Source organism: Micromonospora sp. CA-249363 (assembly GCF_050950185.1).
Lineage (GTDB): Bacteria > Actinomycetota > Actinomycetes > Mycobacteriales > Micromonosporaceae > Micromonospora.
This window is the reverse complement of record NZ_CP192020.1, coordinates 384956-402027: the sequence shown is the minus strand read 5'-3', so window position 1 is coordinate 402027 and position 17072 is coordinate 384956. Positions and strand designations below refer to the sequence as shown.

Sequence of the window (17072 nt, the reverse complement as noted above, 5' to 3'; positions counted from 1 at the left end):
CCTCCCGGCAGGTCAGAGCGGCAGCTGGATGCCGCCGCGGTTGGTGCCGGCCACCCGGCTGGCCGCCTCGTCGTCCGAGACGTCGTACTGTCGGCCGGCGGTGCGAATGGCACCGGCGGTCTCCCGCAGCGCGCGGTGCAACGCCGCCTGATCCTCTGCCCACTGTCGCTTGACCTGCTCGAACGACCGCCCCCCGGCGCCGCGCCAGGCCTGCTGCAGCACCTCCAACTCGGCCAGCAGGCCGGTCAGCATGGACTGCAACGACTGGTCCACCTGCTCGAACTTCGCGGCGGTCTGCTTCATCACCGCTGCTTCTGCCTGGGTCTGGGACACCCGGACGTCACCTCGTCTCCTCGGTCGTGCCTGGCTGTCAATGCGCCCGCGGTGGGAGCGCACCGCTCGCGTGGCCCGCTCGACGAGCGTGGTCGGACACGGGTCAGCGATGAACTTCGTGGCTGACGGTAGCGGCCCGGTAGCGGTTCTGCTACCCCCTGGCTCTCCCCTGTGGACAACCATGGCAGCCATCGGTCGCCTACGATGTGCGGCAGCCCGGTCGCGGCGCGTGACGGGCGTCCGGGGGCGCTCGGCCGCCGGGCACGTCCAGACTGGTCGAGGAGGCGCGATGCCGCCGATCACCACTTCAGGCGCGCAGCCGGCGAGCCACTCCGGGTGGGGCCCGGTCGCCGCTCCCCCGACAGCCGGGACGGACATCCACGCCGCCTCGTCGGTCGACACCGCACCGGCCATCGGGTCGACCACGATCGGCGGCAGCGCGCCGAGCCCTCTCGGTGTCGTCGCATCCGGCGGCGACGTGCTGTCTCGACGATCTGCCGGGCGGTGGGCCGCGATCGGTCGGCTCGGTGCGGGGGTGCGTGCGGGCCAACTGGTCACCGGGCAGGTCGCCGTCGCGGTCGTTCTCGCCGCCCTCGGTCAGGGCGCCCCGATCATGATCGCCGCGCTGCCGGTGGCTGCTCTTCTGGTGGCCGCCGTCTGCGTCCGGGTCCGGGGCCGGTGGCTCTTCGAGTGGTTGGGCACCGCCGCCGGGCACGTGACCCGCCGTCGCGAGTTGGGCGAGCGGGCCGGCCCGGCCGAACTGCTCGACCTGGTCGCTCCCGGGGCCGTGGTCGGCTCGACCGAGTTGTCCAGCGGGCCGGCGGCGGTGCTGGAGGACACCGGCGGCATGGTGGTGGTCCTGGAGCTCGGAGACCCCGGTGACCTCCTCGGTGACGCGTCCAGGGCGATTCCCACGCCGTCCGCGCTGCTGCCGACGCCGGGACCGGACGTGCCACCGGTACGGATCCAACTGCTTCTCACCGGTACACCGGCGCCCGTCCCGGCGGCGGGTGGCACGGTCGGGACGTCGTACCGGCAACTCACCGACGGCCGCCTCGTCGGGCGCGAGCGGGCGGTCCTGGCGGTCCGGGTGCTCCGGGCGGACGGCTGGACGCCGGAGGCGCTGCGGCGGGCGCTCGCCGGCACGACCCGCCGGATCGTCCGGCGGCTGGGCCCGGTGACCGCCCGGCCGCTGGGCGTACCCGCGGCCCTGCGTGTCCTGGGCGAGCTGGCCCATCACGACGGCGAGCGACTGCTTGAGGCCTGGCCGTCGCTGCGCACCGGCACTCTGGTCCAGACCACGTTCCGGTTGGTCCGCTGGCCGCAGGCCGGTGGGGCGGGCGCGCGGCGGCTGGTACCCCGGCTGCTGACGCTGCCGGCGACCGCGACGACGGTGTCGCTCTGCGTGGGACCGGCCGCTGGCGCGGACGCCGCGGTCACCGAGCTGACCGTACGCCTGGCCGCCACGTCGACGGCCGAACTCACCGTGGCCGTCGACGCGCTGGGCCGTCTCGTCGACGGCGCGGGCGGGGAACTGCGGCGGCTCGACGGCGCACACCTGGACGGTCTGGCCGGCACGCTGCCGCTGGCGCTCCTCTCAGCCGGGCGGCCCGAGGCGGCGCTCGACGACTGGGAGCTGACCCTGGGCGAGGCGGGGATGCTGGTCGGCACCAACCGGCACGGTGGCGCGGTGACCGTGCGGCTGTTCCGGCCGGAGGGTACGCGGGTGCTGTTGCTGGGCGGGGTGCGGGTCGCGCAACTCGTCGCGTTGCGCGCGATGGCGCTGGGAGCGCTGGTGGTGGTCCAGACGTCGCGGCCGCGCGCGTGGGAGCCGTTCGTACGGGGGGTGGGCGCGCCGGGTGGCACGATTCCGCTGATCCCGCCGGGTCGGCCGGTCGCCGACTCGGCCGGCGCCGCGCTTCGGCCGTTGCTGCTGATCGTCGACACCGGACCGGTGCCGGCCGCGGCCGAACCCGGTCCGGCGTGGCGGGCAACCCTCGTGGTGCGGGACGAGCTGACAACGGCCGACGTGGACGCGTTGAGCCGCGCCGACCTGGCGGTGCTGCAACGGCTGCATCCGGCGGAGGCGTCGCTGGCCGGCGCGGCGCTGGGCCTGGGTCCCTCGGCCGACTGGCTCACCCGCATCCGCGACGACATGGTGGCGGTGGTGAATCGTCGCGCGCTGCGGTGGGCGCTGCTCTCTCCGACTCCGATCGAGGCCCAGCTGATCGGCCGGCCGGCACGGGCCTGAGTCGGCCGCCACGGTCGTCCTTGGTGGTCAACTGCCGGGTTACGCCCGTGGATGGTCCGTGGCACGATCCCCGCCATGGGTTTTCTGAAAGGGTTGCTGATTCGGCTGGCCACCACGGCACTGGCCTTCTGGCTGGCCACGCTGCTCATTCCGGGCATCGACCTGGAGTCGACCTCCGCCGTCCAGACGGTCACCACGCTGGTCCTGGTGGCGGCGATCTTCGGCATCGTCAACGCGGTGCTCCAGCCGGTCATCAAGACCGTCGGCTGCGGCTTCTACCTGCTCACGCTCGGCCTCATCGCGCTGGTGGTGAACGGGCTGCTCTTCCTGCTCACCAGTTGGATCGCCGACCAGGCCGGGCTGCCGTTCTCGGTGGACGGGTTCTGGCCGGCCGCCGTCCTCGGCGCCCTGTTCGTGAGCATCGTGACCTGGATCCTCGGAGCCGTCCTCGACCGCGACTGACCGACCACCACCGTCCCGGACCGCCCAGCCCCGACCGGCGGGGCGGTCCGGTGACCAGAGTCCGGGAATTGGTCGGCCGGCGGACCGCGCGGGTGGGTTAGCGTCGCCGACGTGTTCACCCTGACGCGGGCCGACGGCCACCTGCTCAGCACCGATCCCGCCCGGCTCGATCTGGACCGCGTGCACCACTGGCTGTCCACCGACGCGTACTGGGCACTGGGACGCGACCGGGAAACCGTCGTGCGCGCGTTCGAAGGGTCACTGCCGTTCGGCGTCTACCGGCCGCAGGACGGCCGTCAGGTGGCGGTGGCCCGTGTGGTCACCGACCGTGCGACCTTCGCGTGGCTCTGCGACGTGTACGTCGACCGGTCCGCGCGGGGCTCCGGGCTGGGCACGTGGCTGGCTGGCGCGGTCCGCGACCACCTGGCCGACCTGGGCGTACGCCGGATCCTGCTGGCCACCAACGACGCGCACGAGGTGTACGCGCGGGTCGGCTTCACTCCGTTGGACGTTCCCGAGCGGTGGATGAACCTCGACCGGCGACCGCCGGTGAGCCCCGTCACCGGAAAGGAACAAAACGGAGGTTCGCCCCTTACGGTGGAGGCGTGACGCCACTCCGCCTGGGATACCTCTACGGCATCGGCGCGTACCTGCTCTGGGGCTTTTTTCCGCTGTACTTCAAGCTGCTGCGACCCACCGGCCCGTTGGAGATCCTGGCCCACCGGATCGTGTGGTCGGTGCTCTTCGTGGCCCTGCTGCTCGGCGCGCTGCGCAACGTCGGCTTCCTACGGGCGCTGCTGCGCCGACGCGGGGCACTCGCCGGGATCGTCGCCGCGGCGGCGCTCATCGCCGTCAACTGGGGCGCCTACATCTACGGCGTCAGCTCCGACCGGGTGGTGGAGACCGCGCTCGGCTACTTCATCAACCCCCTGGTGGTGGTGCTGCTCGGGGTGACCGTGCTGCGGGAGCGGCTCCGGGCCGCGCAGTGGGTGGCCCTGGGCATCGGCGGGTCGGCCGTGGCGGTGCTCGCCGTCGACTACGGCCGACCGCCCTGGCTGGCGCTGACCCTGGCGTTCAGCTTCGCCGGCTACGGCCTGATCAAGAAGCGGCTCGGGCTGCCCGCCGCCGAAGGGCTCTTCGTCGAGTCTGCGGTGCTGGCGCTGCCCGCGCTGGGTTACCTGGCCTGGCTGTCCCGGCACGGCGGACTGACCTTCGGGCACGTCTCGGCCGGGCACACCGCGCTGCTGGTGCTGGCCGGCGCGGCCACCGCGATCCCGCTGCTGCTCTTCGCCGGGGCCGCCAACCGGCTGCCGCTGACCGGCCTCGGGATGATCCAGTACCTGGCGCCGATCCTCCAGCTCGCCTGCGGTGTGCTGATCTTCCACGAGCCGATGCCGCCGGCCCGCCTCGCCGGCTTCGCGCTGGTCTGGCTCGCCCTGATGGTCTTCACCGCCGACGCCATCAACAACTCCCGCCAGTCCCGCAACACCCCCCGAGTCCCCACCCCAGTCCCAACCCCGTAACCCCGCCCCGCCCCGCCCCGCCCCGCCCCGCCCCCGGCGATCTTGCAGTTTCTGTTGTCGATTTGTCGATCTGCACCCGATATGGCGCCACAGAAAGTGCAAGATCGCGGCACTGAGGGGTGGGGCGGGGCGGGGTGGGGTGGGGTGGGGTTAGGGGACTGCGTAGGTGAGGAGGGGGGTGCCGTCGGCTCTCTGGAGTTCCACGCTTACCAGTTCTGCGTCGGTGAAGCGGGTCATGCCGGTGAACACCAGGTCGTCGCCGGGGGCCGCCAGCCAGGAACCGATCTGCTCGCTGGCGCCGCTCGGGCCCCTCGCCACCAGACGGAACGGGTACGCCTTGCCGTAGCTCGTCCGCGCGTCGTAGCCGCAGTGCATGGTGATCTCGGTGCCCCACTTGCTGCCGGCCAGCCCGATCTCGGCGTGCACCGGACCGGCGAGCGCCACCGGCCGCATGGCGACCATCGACACCTGCGGAGCGGGGCGGGACGTGCCACGCGCTCCCGGGTCAGCCGGCGGCTCGACCGGTCGGGGCAGCACGGCGGCCGTTCCGACGCCGACCACCAGTGCCAGGGCGGCGGCGGCCAGCGCCGTCAAAGCGTACCGACGACGGGTCCTGGCGCGTTCGCGGCGCCGGCGCGCCCGGGCCTCCTCGAGCAGCGCGGGCGCCCGGGGTGCGGTCGGCGGTGGCAGGAACTGTTCCAGGCCCGCCGGGTCGAGGCGGCCGAGCAGTCCCGGTAGGACGGCGATCTCCGCGACAGCGTCCCGGCAGGAGGCGCAGCCGGCGAGGTGCCGCTCGTAGGCCGCCCGCTCGGCGGGGGCCAGGGCACCCAGCACGTACGCGCCGTCGTCGTGCGCGAACTCGCACCGGGTCATCCCGTCACCCCCATCTCGGCCAGGACCAACCGTAGTGAGCGCAGCGCGTAGTGGGTGCGTGACTTGACGGTGCCCGGCGGCACCCCCAGTCGCGCCGCCGCCTCCGCCACCGACCGCCCCTGGTAGAAGCACTCCACCAGGACTTCACGATGGGTCGGGCTGAGGCGGTTCAACGCCTCGGCGACGGTCCACGCCTCCACGGCGCGCTCGGCTTCGTCGACGACCTCCGGCGGCTCGGGAATCTCGTCGGTGAACACCTCACCGACCCGGGTGGAGCGTCGACGCCAGGCGTCGATGGCCAGGTTGCGGGCGGTCGTGAACAGCCAGGCCCGCACGGAGCCCCGCCGCGGGTCGAGGGACTCGGGGTGCCGCCAGGCCCGCAGCAGCGTCTCCTGCACCAGGTCCTCGGCCCGCTGCCGGTCGCCGTTGACGAGTCGCAGGGCGTGTGCGTACAGCGCCTCCGCGTGCTCGTCGTGCAGCGCCCGCAGCAGTTGGGCGTCATGGTCGCTGATGGCGGTCTCCTCACTTCCGGCGCGTGTCCGGCGGTGCGTCCGCCCGGGAATACGTGCGGTGACGCCGAACGGTTCAGCCCGAGGTCAGACCACTGGTGGCCAGGCAGGTGTTCACGCCTGGTTCACATCGCGGCCGACGACCGCTCACCGCGTCCTCCTAGCGTCCGGCTGGTACGCCGCCTGTCGTGCCACCCACTTACCTGGAGGCCTCTTCAATGAGCGACCGTCCCCGGCTGCTCCCGCTGTTGACCGGCAAGCGCCACGGCACCCGTGACGCCATGACCTGCCTGTACCGCTGCGGCAACGCCTGTGACCACCCTGTCCCGAACATGTCCGACAACGCGTACTTCGGTGACGTGGTGGACGCGGAGGTCTCGCGGCGCGGCGTGGTCCGGGCCGGCGCGGTCGGCGCCCTGGTGCTCGGCTTCGGCGGCGCGGCGGCCGGCGCGGGCCCCGCCGTCGCCGCACCCAATGCTCCCGAGGTGCCGGAGAACTTCGGCTTCGGCCGTCCCAACACGGGCGTCGGCAGCGGCGCGCTGACCTTCAAGCCGATTCCGCCGAACAGGCTGGACACCCTGGTCGTACCCAACGGCTACGACCACGCCGTGGTGATCAAGTGGGGTGACCCGGTGCTGCCGGGCGCGCCGGCGTTCGACCTGCACCACCAGAGCGCCGCCGCGCAGTCGAAGCAGTTCGGTTACAACAACGACTTCGTGGGCGTGCTGCAGCTGGACAAGCAGGGCAAGCGGGCGCTGCTCGTGGTCAACCACGAGTACACCAACGAGGACCTCATGTTCCCGGGCTTCCCCGGCCTGGACGGGCTCTCCGTGGAGCAGTTGCGCACCGCGATGGCCGCACACGGCATGTCCGTGGTCGAGCTGGAGCGGGTCGGTGGCACCGGGCAGTGGAAGCCCGTGGGCAACGGCCGCCGGCCGTACAACCGGCGGGTCACCGCGCTGAGCACCAAGTTCGACCTGACCGGCCCGGCGGCCGGCTCGGCGTGGCTGAAGACCGCCGCCGACCCCAAGGGCCGTACGGTCGTCGGCACGCTGAACAACTGCTCCGGTGGCGTCACCCCGTGGGGGACCGTGCTCTCCGGTGAGGAGAACTTCAACCAGTACTTCGTGGGCGCGGACGCCGCGCCGGCCGACCTGAAGCCGAAGCTGGACCGGTACGGCATCAGCACCGCCAGCCGCTACCCCAGCGGCAGCCGCAAGTGGGAACGCGCCGACGAGCGTTTCGACCTGGCCAAGCACCCCAACGAGGCGCACCGGTTCGGGTGGGTCGTCGAGATCGACCCGTTCGACCCGGAGAGCCGTCCGCGCAAGCACACCGCGATGGGCCGCTTCAAGCACGAGGGCGCGAACGTCATCGTCGCCAAGGATGGCCACGTGGTCGCGTACATGGGCGACGACGAGCGGTTCGACTACCTGTACAAGTTCGTCTCGGACAAGAAGTTCCTCACGGGCAACTCGTGGGCCGCCCGCAAGCACAACCTCACCCTGCTGGAGTCCGGCACGCTCTACGTGGCGAAGCTCGACCAGACCAGCGCCGCCGAGATCGACGGCTCCGGCAACCTGCCCAGCGACGGCGCGTTCGACGGTCGGGGCCGCTGGATCAAGCTGGTCAGCGGCAACAGGTCGTACGTCGACGGGATGACCGCGGCGGACGTGCTCACCTTCACGCGGCTCGCCGGTGACAAGGTCGGCGCGACCAAGATGGACCGTCCCGAGGACGTCGAGCCGAGCCTGCTGACCGGCAAGGTGTACGTGGCGCTGACCAACAACACCGACCGCGGCAAGGCCGGCAAGGCGCCGGCGGACGAGGCCAACCCGCGCAACGCCAACAAGCACGGGCAGATCCTGGAGCTGGTCGAGGACCGCAACGACAACACGGCGGAGACGTTCGCCTGGTCGCTGCCCATCGTCTGCGGCGACCCGACCGACCCCTCGACCTTCTTCTCGGGGTACGACAAGACCAAGGTCTCCCCGATCTCGTGCCCGGACAACGTCGCCTTCGACGCCACCGGCAACCTGTGGATCTCCACCGACGGCAACGCGCTGGGCAGCAACGACGGCCTCTTCGCCACCGCCGTCGAGGGGCCGGAGAAGGGCCACCTCAAGCAGTTCCTGACCGTGCCGATCGGCGCGGAGACCTGCGGCCCGTTCATCACCGGCGACAACCGCTCGGTGTTCGTCGCGGTGCAGCACCCCGGCGAGATCACCGGCGCGTCGGTGGAGAACCCGGCCTCCAACTGGCCCGACGGCGACTACGCCAAGCCGGGCGTGGTGGTCACCTGGCGCCTCGACGGCGGCCCGGTGGGCAGCTGACGATGCGCCGCTGACGTTGCTCGGGCGGTTCGGCGCCGGACCGCCCGCCAGAGGCCCTCTCCCAGCCCGGGAGGGGGCCTCTGGCGCGTCCTGAGGTCAGTGGTCGGCGGCGATGCCGTCGGCGACCGTACGGGCGACGGTGAGCAGCTTCGCGCGTACGACTCGGGCGGAGGTCATCATCTCGCTCGCGGGCAGGGCGCAGGCCAGCACGACCCGGCGCTCCATGTCCTTGTCGGGGGCGACGAGCACCGCCGCGCAGGCCACCCCCTGACGGAACTGTCCCAACTCCAACTGCATCCCCCGGCGGTCACCGGCGGCCAGGTCGGCCTCGAACGCCTCGCTGGTGGTCAGCGTGCCGCTGGTGAAGGGGCGCATGCCGTACTCGCGGAGATAGCGGAAGCGCTGCTCGGCGGTCAGGGTGGCGAGCAGGGACTTGCCGAGAGCGGTCGCGTGGGCTCCCTCGTCGAAGCCGGGGACGAGGTCCTCCAGGTAGGGCGATCGGTGCCCCTCGGCCACCGCCGTGATGGCGACCTGACCGCCGACGAACCGACCCAGGAAGTGGCTGTAACCGGTGTCGACGGCGGCGCGGCGCAACGTCTCGCCGACCACCGGCGGCCCACGGAAGGCGGTCACCAGCTCGCGGTAACGGTCGGCCACCTCGAGGCCCACGATGTACGTGCCGTCCTCGCGACGGATCACGTAGCCCTCGTACGCGAGGGTGCGGACGAGGTGGTAGGTGGTGGCCACGGTCAGCTCACACCGTCGGGCGATCTGCTTCACGGTCAGCCCCTTCGGGGCGCGACCGACCGACTCGAGCACCCGTAGTGCTCGGGACACGCTGCGGATCAGGTCCGAAGGTTCTGCCAAGGGGTCGCGCACAACCACCTCCGCCGCCGGGGACTTACACCATATGAAAAACAGGCCGCGTGCGAAATGCCTGTTCGGGTCGAGGATGCCAGATCCCCATCCACTCTTCGTACCGCAGCGGTCACCAGGAGTTGCCTGAGCACGACTCGCGTAGGTTTGCCGCACGATGACCGACACCGCCCTCACCCCCGCCCGCGCCCGCACCCGCCCGATCCGGGCCAGCGCGGGCGCCGTGGCCACCACCGTGGCCTGCGTCCTACCCGTCTTCCTGCTCGGCGGCCTCGCCGTCCAGATGGGTACGGATCTCCACTTCTCCCCCGCCGGGCTGGGTCTGGCGGTCTCCGTCTACTTCGGCGTGAGCGCGCTGGCCTCGGTGCCCTCCGGACGCCTCGTCGAGCGGTACGGGCCGACCCTGGTGGCTCGCTGCGGCATCGTGCTGGCCTCCGGCTCGATGCTGGCCGTGGCAGCGGTCGCCCGCTCGTACGGGGTGCTGCTCGTCCTGCTGGCGCTCAGCGCCGCCGCGAACGCCCTCGGACAACTGGCGAGCAACGCGGCGCTGGCCGAGCACGTCCCGCCGAGGAGGCAGGGGCTGTCGTTCGGCGTGAAGCAGGCGGCGATCCCGGTCTCCACCCTGCTGGCCGGCGCGGCGGTGCCCACGATCGCGCTCACCGCCGGCTGGCGCTGGGCGTTCGTGGTCGCGGCCGTCGCGGCGCTGACGACGCTGCCGGCCGTACCCCGGCAGGTGTCGGGCCGCGCCCGTCGGGCCGATGCGACGCGCGAGGGCCGGGCCACGACGGCCCTGGTGGTGGTCGGGGCGGCGGCGACGTTGGCGGCGGCCGCGGCGAACGCGCTCGGCACCTTCCTGGTCGACTCGGCCGCTGCCCGGGGCCTCTCGCCCGGCCTCGCCGGCCTCACCCTGACCCTCGGCAGCGCGGTCTGCGTCGTCGCCCGGGTGGGTGCCGGCGGACTGGCCGACCGGCGGGCCAACGGTCACGTCGCGCTCATCGCCGCGATGCTGGTGATCGGGGCGCTGGGGCTGGGTCTCCTCGCGGTGGCCGGCCCGGTTCCGCTGGTGGCGGGCGTGGTGCTCGGGTTCGGTCTGGGCTGGGCGTGGCCCGGCCTCATGAACTTCGCGGTGGTCCGCCTGCATCCGCAGGCTCCGGCCGCCGCCACCTCGATCACGCAGACCGGGGTGTACGCGGGCGGCTGCCTCGGTCCGTTGAGCCTCGGCCCGCTCGCCGCCCACCTGGGCTACCCGGCGATGTGGGCCACCGCGTCGGTGTCGATGCTCCTGGCCGCCGCCCTGATGCTGACCGGCAGCCGCCTCCTGACAACCACCAACACCCCAAACCCAGCCCACCCCTGACCCGCCCGCCCCGCCGCCCCACCCGGCCGCCGCCCCGCCCGGCCACCGCCCCGCGCCGCCGCGCCCCGCCCCGCCTCGCCTCGCCTCGCCTCGCCCGGTGATCATGAAGTTATTGCTCGACCACTCGGCGTGTCGAGGCGATAACTTCATGATCAACCGAGCTGGAAGGGGGCGCAACCGAGCTGGAAGGGGCGTAACCGAGCTGGAAGGGGGCGCGACCGAGCTGGAGGGGGCGCGACCCTGCGGGGGGCGCGGACCAAGGTGGAGGGGGTGCTGACGCGGACCGGTGGGCTTGGTGACGGTCAGCTGGTGCGGTCGGCGATGTAGTCGCAGAGCGATTCGAGGGCCTGGCGTGACGAGCTCGCGGGGAGCGGGGCCAGACACGCGCGGGCGTCCTCGGCGTAGCTGCGCACGGTCTCCCGGGCACGCTTGAGCGCCGGGCTCTCCCGCAGCAGCCCCAGGGCCTCGGCGTGCAGCGCGTCGTCGGTCAGCGGGCCGGTCGCCAGGATCTCGCGCAGCCGCACCGAGGAGGCGTCGGAGTCGTCGGCCGCACGGGCGTAGAGCACCGGCAGCGTCGGGACGCCCTCGCGCAGGTCCGTGCCGGGCGTCTTGCCCGACTGCACCGACTCGGACGCGATGTCGAGCAGGTCGTCGGAGAGCTGGAAGGCGACGCCGATCGTCTCGCCGTACCCGGCGAGTGCCTCGACGTGCTCCGCCGGAGCGCCGCTGAACATGCCGCCGAAGCGGGCCGACGTGGCGATCAGGGAGCCGGTCTTCTCGGCGATCACGTTCAGGTAGTGCGCGACCGGGTCGTCGCCGGCACGTGGCCCCACCGTCTCGGCGATCTGGCCGTGTACCAGCCGGGCGAAGGTGCGCGCCTGCAACCGGACCGCCTCCGGCCCCAGTTCCGCCGCGATGTCCGCGGCCCGGGCGAAGAGGTAGTCGCCGACCAGGATGGCGACCGAGTTGGTCCAACGCGAGTTGGCGCTCGGCGCGCCCCGCCGCACGTCCGCCTCGTCCATGACGTCGTCGTGGTAGAGGGTGGCCAGGTGCGTGAGCTCCATCACCACGGCCGCCGGGACCACCTGCGCGCCCGTGGGATCGCCGAACTGAGCGCCGAGCGCCACCAGCAGCGGCCGGAACCGCTTACCTCCGGCGTCGAGAAGGTGCCGGGCCGCCTCGGAGACGAACGGGTCGGCGCTGGCCACACTGGCACCCAGCTCGACCTCGACCGCTTCCAGCAGGCCCAGCACGGATGCCTCGACGCGGGGATCGGCGAGATGAAGGCCGAGCGCGCCGAACTGACTCATGCTCGCCCGACCCCGGCGACCGCCGGAACCGGTGGCACCTGAACGCTCGCCAGCCGGAATCACCACACCATCAACCATGCCACACCCGTTCTACCTGCTCCGGGTCGGGGATACGCACCGGGGGCCGACACGCTGTCGCGCGCCGGCCCCCGGTGGTCGAGCTACGTGTCACCGCACGAATTCGGCGGCTCCGGTAGCCAGGTCGAGCAGCGGCGCCGGGGCGACACCCAGTGCCAGGGTGGCCAGCACGCCGATCATCAGGGCGGCGGAGGTGAGCCCGCCCGGCACGGTCACGGTCGGCGTGGACTCGCCCGGCTCGGACAGCCACATCATCACCACGACCCGCAGGTACGGGAACGCGAGCACCATGCTGGTCAGCACACCGGCGATCACCAGCCACGCCTGGCCCTCCTCCAGGGCCGGCCCGAAGATCGCGAACTTGCTGGTGAATCCGCTGGTGAGCGGGATACCGGCGAAGGCCAGCAGGATGAACGTGAACAGCGCGGCGAAGAACGGCGAGCGCCGGCCCAACCCGGCCCACCGGGACAGGTGGGTGGCCTCGCCGTCGGCGTCCCGGACCAGGGTCACCACGGCGAACGCGGCGAGCACCGAGAAGCCGTACGCGACCAGGTAGAACATCGTGCCGGACAGCCCGTCCCGGCTCGGTGCCAGCACGCCGACCAGCAGGTAACCGGCGTTGGCGATCGACGAGTACGCGAGCAGCCGCTTGATGTCGGTCTGGGTGACCGCGAGCACCGCGCCGACCAGCATGGTCAGCACCGCCACCGCGCCGAGGACCGGGGTGAAGTTCCAGTCCCCGCCCTCGAACGCGACGTGGAAGACACGCAGCAGGGCGCCGAACGCGGCGACCTTGGTGCAGGCCGCCATGAAGCCGGTGATCGGGGTCGGCGCGCCCTGGTAGACGTCCGGGGTCCAGACGTGGAACGGCGCCGCGGCGGCCTTGAAGAGCAGACCGATGGCGAGCAGCGCCATGCCGGCGAAGAGCAGCACCGGACTGGCCGGAGACTCGATCACCGCCGCGTGGACGGTCGCGAAGTCGACACCCGCGGAGCGGCCCGGAACACCGGCGGTGAAGCCGTAGATCAGGGCCACACCGAACAGGAAGAACGCCGAGGCGTAGGCGCCGAGCAGGAAGTACTTCATCGCCGCCTCCTGGCTCAGCAGCCGCCGGCGGCGAGCCAGTGCGCAGAGCAGGTACAGCGGGAGGGAGAAGACCTCCAACGCGATGAACATGGTCAGCAGGTCGTTCGCCGCCACGAAGATCAGCATGCCGCCGATGGCGAACGTGATGAGCGGGTACACCTCGGTGAGGCCGTTGCGGCCCTCGGCCTGCTTCCGGTCGTCGGCCGACTCCGCCGTCACGGCGGCCTGGGCGACGAACGCACCGCCCCGCTCGACGGAGCGGTCGCCGATCAGGAGCAGCGCCATGGCCGCCAGCACCAGGATCGCGCCCTGGAGGAACAGCGTCGGCCCGTCCACCGCGATGGCCTGACCGGCCGTCACGAGCCGATCGTCGGCGTTGAGGACCACCATGGTCAGCGCGGCGAGCACCGCCAGCAGTGCCAGCGTCAGCTGCACCAGGTGTCGCGAACGCCGGGGCACGAAGGCCTCGACCAGCACGCCGAGCAACGCGGTGCTCAGCATGATCATGATCGGGGCGAGCGCCGCGTAGTCGAGCGACGGCAGTTTCAACTCGGTCACTTTGCCGCCTCCTGGACGGTGCCCACCGATGGGGCGGGGTCGGTCCTGCCGATGTCGTCCATGGTCGCCTGGACGGCCGGGTTGATCACGTCGGTGACCGGCTTCGGGTAGAAGCCGAGCAGCACGATCAGCGCGATCAGCGGGGCGACCACGACCTTCTCACGCAGGTTGAGGTCCCGGCGCATCCCGTCGACCTCGGTCAGCGCCGGGTTGAGCGTGCCCTGCGTGGTGCGCTGCACCATCCACAGCACGTACGCGGCCGCCAGGATGATGCCGAGCGTGGCGATGACCGCCACCGGCTTGTTCACCGTGAACGTGCCGATCAGCACCAGGAACTCGGAGATGAACGGCGCGGTCCCCGGCAGCGCGAGCGAGGCCAGACCGGCGAAGAACAGCACACCGGCGAGCACCGGGACCATCTTGCCGGCCCCACCGAAGTCGCTGATCAACGCCGAGCCACGCCGGGCGACCAGCATGCCCACCACGAGGAAGAGCAGACCGGTGGCCAGACCGTGGTTGAGCATGTAGAGGACCGCGCCGGTGCCGGCCTGGGAGGTGAACGCGAAGATGCCCACCCCGATGAAGCCGAAGTGCGCGATCGAGGTGTACGACACCAGCCGCTTGAGATCGTTCTGACCGACCGCCAGCAGCGCCGCGTAGATGATGCCGATCACGCCCAACGCCAGCGCCCAGGGCGCGAACCACTTCGACGCCTCGGGGAACAGCGGCAGGCAGTAGCGCAGGATGCCGAACGTGCCGACCTTGTCCAGCACACCGACCAGCAGCGCGGCAGCGCCCGCCGGGGCGGCGCCACCGGCGTCCGGAAGCCAGGTGTGGAACGGGAAGAACGGGGCCTTGATGGCGAACGCGAGGAAGAAGCCGAGGAACAGCCACCGCTCGGTGCCGGTGCTGATGTCGACCTGCGAGAGCGCCTGCCAGTCGAACGTCTTGCCACCGACCACCCACAGGCCGATCACCGCGGCCAGCATGAACAGGCCGCCGACCAGCGAGTAGAGGAAGAACTTCACCGCCGCGTACTGCCGCTGGTGGCCGCCGTAGCTGCCGATGAGGAAGTACATCGGCACGAGCATGACCTCGAAGAACACGTAGAACAGGAAGACGTCGGCGGCCGCGAAGACGCCGATCATCGTGCTCTCGAGGATCAGCAGCAGGGCGAAGTAGACCGGGATGGACCGCTTCGACGACTCGGCGTCGTGCCAGGACGCCAGGATCACCAACGGCACCAGCACCGCGATGAGCATCAGCATCACCAGCGCGATGCCGTCGGCGGCGAAGGTGAAGCTGACGCCCCAGTTCGGGATCCAGGTGTACGACTCCCGGAACTGGAACCGGTCACCGCCGGCGTTGAAGCTGACCCACATCACCACCGAGAGCACCAGTACCAGCAGTGACCAGGCGAAGGCCACCTGCTTGGCGAGCTCCGGCCGGCGGCGCGGCAGGAAGGCCACCACCAGAGCGCCCACCAGTGGCGCCACGGTGAGCACCGAGAGGAACGGGAAGTTGGACATTATGCGGCCTTACCTCCGTCGTGGATGCGTGGTCCGCCGGCGGGGGCGGGCGTCTTCAGGTCGGTCACGCCAACCACCCCGCCTGCACCGCCAGGAACGCCGCCATCACCAGCAGCGCGCCGGCCAGGATCGAGGTGGCGTACGAGCGGACGAAGCCGGTCTGCATCCGCCGGAGTCGACCCGAACCACCGCCGACGGCGGCGGCCAGCCCGTTGACGAGACCGTCGATACCCCGGTTGTCGAGGAAGACCAGCGCCCGGGTGAGGAAGATGCCCGGCTTCTCGAAGACCGCCTCGTTGACGGCGTCGGTGTAGAGGTTGCGTCGGGCGGCGGTGACCAGGATGCCGGCCGGCTGCGGCGCGGTGGCCGTACCGGCCCGGAAGAGGAACCAGGCCAGGCCGGCGCCGAGCACGGTGACCAGCAGCGACAGCGTGGTGATCACGAGGTGCGAGAGGACCGGCTCGTGCTCCGCGTGCTCACCGCCCAGCCCGGCGGTGGACGTCAGCCAGTCCGGCACGGAGGTGGAGAGCAGGAAACCGGCCCCGACCGAACCGACCGCCAGCAGGATCAGCGGGATGGTCATCAGCTTCGGCGACTCGTGCGGGTGCTCGATGTCCTCGGTCCACCGCTTCGGGCCGTGGAAGGTGAGTACGAACAGCCGCGTCATGTAGAAGGCGGTCAGCCCGGCGCCGAGCAGCGCGGCGCCGCCGTAGAGCCAGGCGGTCCAGTCCTCCCGCTCGAAGGCGGCCACGATGATCGGCTCCTTGGAGAAGAAGCCGGAGAACGGGAACATGCCGATGATGGCCAGCCAGCCCATCATGAACGTCAACCAGGTGACCTTCATGTACGACGACAGCCCACCGAAGCGGCGGATGTCCACCTGGTCCTTCATCCCGTGCATGACCGAGCCGGCGCCCAGGAACATGTTGGCCTTGAAGAAGCCGTGCGCCAGCAGGTGCACGATGGCCAGCGCGTACGCCCCGCCGCCGAGGCCGACGCCGAGGAACATGTAGCCGATCTGGCTCACCGTCGACCAGGCGAGCACCCGCTTGATGTCGTCCTTGGCCGCGCCGATGATGCAGCCCATCAGCAGGGTGAGCGCGCCGACGCTGACCACCACGAGCTGGAGCGTCGAGTTCGCGGAGAAGATCGGGTTGGACCGGGCGATCAGGTAGACACCGGCGGTGACCATGGTGGCGGCGTGGATGAGCGCCGACACCGGGGTCGGGCCCTCCATCGCGTCCGGAAGCCATGCCTGCAACGGGAACTGGCCGGACTTACCGGCCGCGCCGAGCAGCAGCAACAGGCCGAGGACCAGAACGGTGGCGCCGGTCAGCGAGCCGACGCCGTTGAACACCTCGTCGTACTGGGTGGTGCCCAGGGTCGCGAACATGATGAAGATGCCGATGGCGAGGCCGGTGTCACCGACCCGGTTCATCAGGAACGCCTTCTTGCCGGCCGTGGCAGCGCTCGGCCGCCCGTACCAGAAGGAGATCAGCAGGTACGACGCCAGACCGACGCCCTCCCAGCCGAAGTAGAGCATCACGTAGTTGTTGCCGAGCACCAGCAGCAGCATGGCGGCGACGAACAGGTTGAAGTACGCGAAGAACCGGCGACGACCCGCGTCGTGCGCCATGTACTCGACGGCGTACAGGTGGATCAGGAAGCCGACGCCGGTGATCAGGAGCACGAAGACGGCGGCCAGCGGATCGAACAGCAGGCCGAAGTCGACGCGCAGGTCACCGACCGTGATGAAGTCCCACAGGCTCAGCTCGACCGACTTGTTCTCCAGGCCACGAAGCTGGAAGAAGGAGGAGAGGCCGAGCACGAACGCGGCGCCGATGGCCGCCACACCCAACCAGTGCCCCCAGCGGTCGGCCCGCCGGCCGAGCAGCAGCAGGATGGCCGCGCTGAGCAGCGGGATCGCCACCAGCAGCCAGACGCCCCCGAGCAGCCCCGTGGCCTGGGCGTATTCCACAGTCTCTTCCACCGGT

14 protein-coding genes are annotated in these 17072 nt (G+C 71.4%); 6 read left to right on the top strand and 8 right to left on the bottom strand.

What is annotated here, in order from left to right; translation table 11 throughout:
* Window positions 1-12: 12 nt before the first annotated feature.
* Window positions 13-333: a WXG100 family type VII secretion target gene (locus ACQPZK_RS01960; RefSeq protein ID WP_433536643.1), complete on the bottom strand. Its 321-nt coding sequence runs from the start codon at window positions 331-333 to the stop codon at window positions 13-15.
* Between the two features lie 289 nt (window positions 334-622).
* Here ACQPZK_RS01960 and eccE point away from each other — a divergent pair, with 289 nt between their 5' ends.
* The 4 genes from eccE (at window position 623) to rarD (ending at window position 4569) form a co-directional block, all read left to right on the top strand.
* Window positions 623-2584, top strand: coding sequence for a type VII secretion protein EccE (gene eccE, locus ACQPZK_RS01955; RefSeq protein ID WP_433536642.1), 1962 nt, complete (start codon window positions 623-625; stop codon window positions 2582-2584).
* A 75-nt stretch (window positions 2585-2659) separates the two neighbouring features.
* Entirely contained in the window at window positions 2660-3046 is a 387-nt protein-coding gene (locus tag ACQPZK_RS01950; RefSeq protein WP_433536641.1) for a phage holin family protein, read from the top strand.
* Window positions 3047-3157: 111 nt separating this feature from the next.
* Window positions 3158-3655: a GNAT family N-acetyltransferase gene (locus tag ACQPZK_RS01945; protein ID WP_433536640.1), complete on the top strand. Its 498-nt coding sequence runs from the start codon at window positions 3158-3160 to the stop codon at window positions 3653-3655.
* Window positions 3652-4569: an EamA family transporter RarD gene (rarD, locus tag ACQPZK_RS01940; protein ID WP_433536639.1), complete on the top strand. Its 918-nt coding sequence runs from the start codon at window positions 3652-3654 to the stop codon at window positions 4567-4569. The genes ACQPZK_RS01945 and rarD overlap by 4 nt, the downstream gene beginning before the upstream one ends.
* Before the next feature lie 150 nt (window positions 4570-4719).
* On the opposite strand, the gene ACQPZK_RS01935 is transcribed toward rarD, so the two are convergent.
* Both ACQPZK_RS01935 and ACQPZK_RS01930 read right to left on the bottom strand, forming a co-directional pair.
* Window positions 4720-5442 carry an anti-sigma factor family protein gene (locus ACQPZK_RS01935; protein ID WP_433536638.1) on the bottom strand — a complete coding sequence of 241 codons (723 nt, stop codon included), beginning with the start codon at window positions 5440-5442 and terminating at the stop codon, window positions 4720-4722.
* A complete protein-coding gene (locus tag ACQPZK_RS01930) occupies window positions 5439-5933 on the bottom strand; it encodes a sigma-70 family RNA polymerase sigma factor (RefSeq protein WP_433539080.1) in 495 nt (164 codons plus the stop codon). The genes ACQPZK_RS01935 and ACQPZK_RS01930 overlap by 4 nt, the downstream gene beginning before the upstream one ends.
* A 236-nt stretch (window positions 5934-6169) precedes the next feature.
* Between ACQPZK_RS01930 and ACQPZK_RS01925 the strand changes: the two genes are divergently transcribed.
* The gene (locus ACQPZK_RS01925) at window positions 6170-8284 is read left to right on the top strand and encodes a PhoX family protein (protein ID WP_433536637.1); all 2115 of its coding nucleotides are present in this window, start codon (window positions 6170-6172) and stop codon (window positions 8282-8284) included.
* Window positions 8285-8380: 96 nt separating this feature from the next.
* Here ACQPZK_RS01925 and ACQPZK_RS01920 read toward each other — a convergent pair whose 3' ends face one another.
* The gene (locus ACQPZK_RS01920; RefSeq protein WP_433536636.1) at window positions 8381-9163 is read right to left on the bottom strand and encodes an IclR family transcriptional regulator; all 783 of its coding nucleotides are present in this window, start codon (window positions 9161-9163) and stop codon (window positions 8381-8383) included.
* A 154-nt stretch (window positions 9164-9317) separates the two neighbouring features.
* Here ACQPZK_RS01920 and ACQPZK_RS01915 point away from each other — a divergent pair, with 154 nt between their 5' ends.
* A complete protein-coding gene (locus ACQPZK_RS01915) occupies window positions 9318-10517 on the top strand; it encodes an MFS transporter (RefSeq protein WP_433536635.1) in 1200 nt (399 codons plus the stop codon).
* Between the two features lie 302 nt (window positions 10518-10819).
* Here ACQPZK_RS01915 and ACQPZK_RS01910 read toward each other — a convergent pair whose 3' ends face one another.
* The 4 genes from ACQPZK_RS01910 to nuoL all read right to left on the bottom strand — a co-directional run bounded on the left by ACQPZK_RS01910 (window position 10820) and on the right by nuoL (window position 17068).
* Window positions 10820-11905: a polyprenyl synthetase family protein gene (locus tag ACQPZK_RS01910; protein WP_433536634.1), complete on the bottom strand. Its 1086-nt coding sequence runs from the start codon at window positions 11903-11905 to the stop codon at window positions 10820-10822.
* A 90-nt stretch (window positions 11906-11995) separates the two neighbouring features.
* Window positions 11996-13549, bottom strand: a complete 1554-nt coding sequence (nuoN, locus tag ACQPZK_RS01905; protein WP_433536633.1) for an NADH-quinone oxidoreductase subunit NuoN — start codon at window positions 13547-13549, stop codon at window positions 11996-11998.
* On the bottom strand, window positions 13546-15078 hold the full coding sequence (locus tag ACQPZK_RS01900) for an NADH-quinone oxidoreductase subunit M (RefSeq protein ID WP_433536632.1): 1533 nt from the start codon (window positions 15076-15078) through the stop codon (window positions 13546-13548). Before ACQPZK_RS01900 ends, nuoN begins: the two co-directional genes overlap by 4 nt.
* Before the next feature lie 64 nt (window positions 15079-15142).
* Window positions 15143-17068, bottom strand: a complete 1926-nt coding sequence (nuoL, locus tag ACQPZK_RS01895) for an NADH-quinone oxidoreductase subunit L (RefSeq protein ID WP_433536631.1) — start codon at window positions 17066-17068, stop codon at window positions 15143-15145.
* Window positions 17069-17072: the final 4 nt, after the last annotated feature.